General features: G+C 54.6%; 2 protein-coding genes. One reads left to right on the top strand and one right to left on the bottom strand.

Annotated elements, in window-relative coordinates:
- Positions 1–188: hypothetical protein (locus Q5L94_RS13355; protein WP_317498856.1), on the top strand; the 188-nt coding region annotated here is incomplete at its 5' end.
- 11 nt (positions 189–199) lie between these two features.
- On the opposite strand, the gene Q5L94_RS13350 is transcribed toward Q5L94_RS13355, so the two are convergent.
- On the bottom strand, positions 200–469 hold a 270-nt coding region (locus Q5L94_RS13350), incomplete at its 5' end, for a type VI secretion system-associated protein TagO (protein ID WP_317498855.1).

The following is a 469-nucleotide window of genomic DNA, read 5'->3' as shown; positions in this document are numbered from 1 at the left end:
CCAGCTATTTCCGCGCCCGGTTCAGCAGCCCGCGCGAGGTCGCGCTGTTTTGCGACGTGTCGTTCCAGACCGCGTTGAACTGGTGGGGGGCGGTTACCGCGCCTGCAAGCCATATCGCGCTGTTGGTCATCCTGACCGATCCGGATGCCGCAAGTTTCTTTTCAACACAATTGGAGCATGCAGCATGAGAACAAGTGCTCTACCAGTTGCATGCCTCGCGAAGTGGTTTGATTGCCGTTTCGATCTTGGAGATAGGAAATCTGGCCGAAACAGCACTTTCGCCGTAGGGAGTAAATCTGACCAAGAGGCTTTCGCTGGAAAACAGTTCTTTGATCATTGGGATGGATTGAGATCCACGCCAGAGGCCAAGGGCCTTGTTGTTCGTACTGTCGTCAAATCCGCGTGTCTTTGCACGGTTCTCGTCTACTCGGTACTCAACATTGCCGTAGCTGCCATACCCGGAAGTGAG

The sequence above is a fragment of the Idiomarina sp. Sol25 genome (assembly GCF_033052775.1).
GTDB lineage: Bacteria > Pseudomonadota > Gammaproteobacteria > Enterobacterales > Alteromonadaceae > Idiomarina.
Note: the sequence above shows the minus strand (reverse complement) of the source record. Positions and strands in the feature narration are given on the sequence as shown.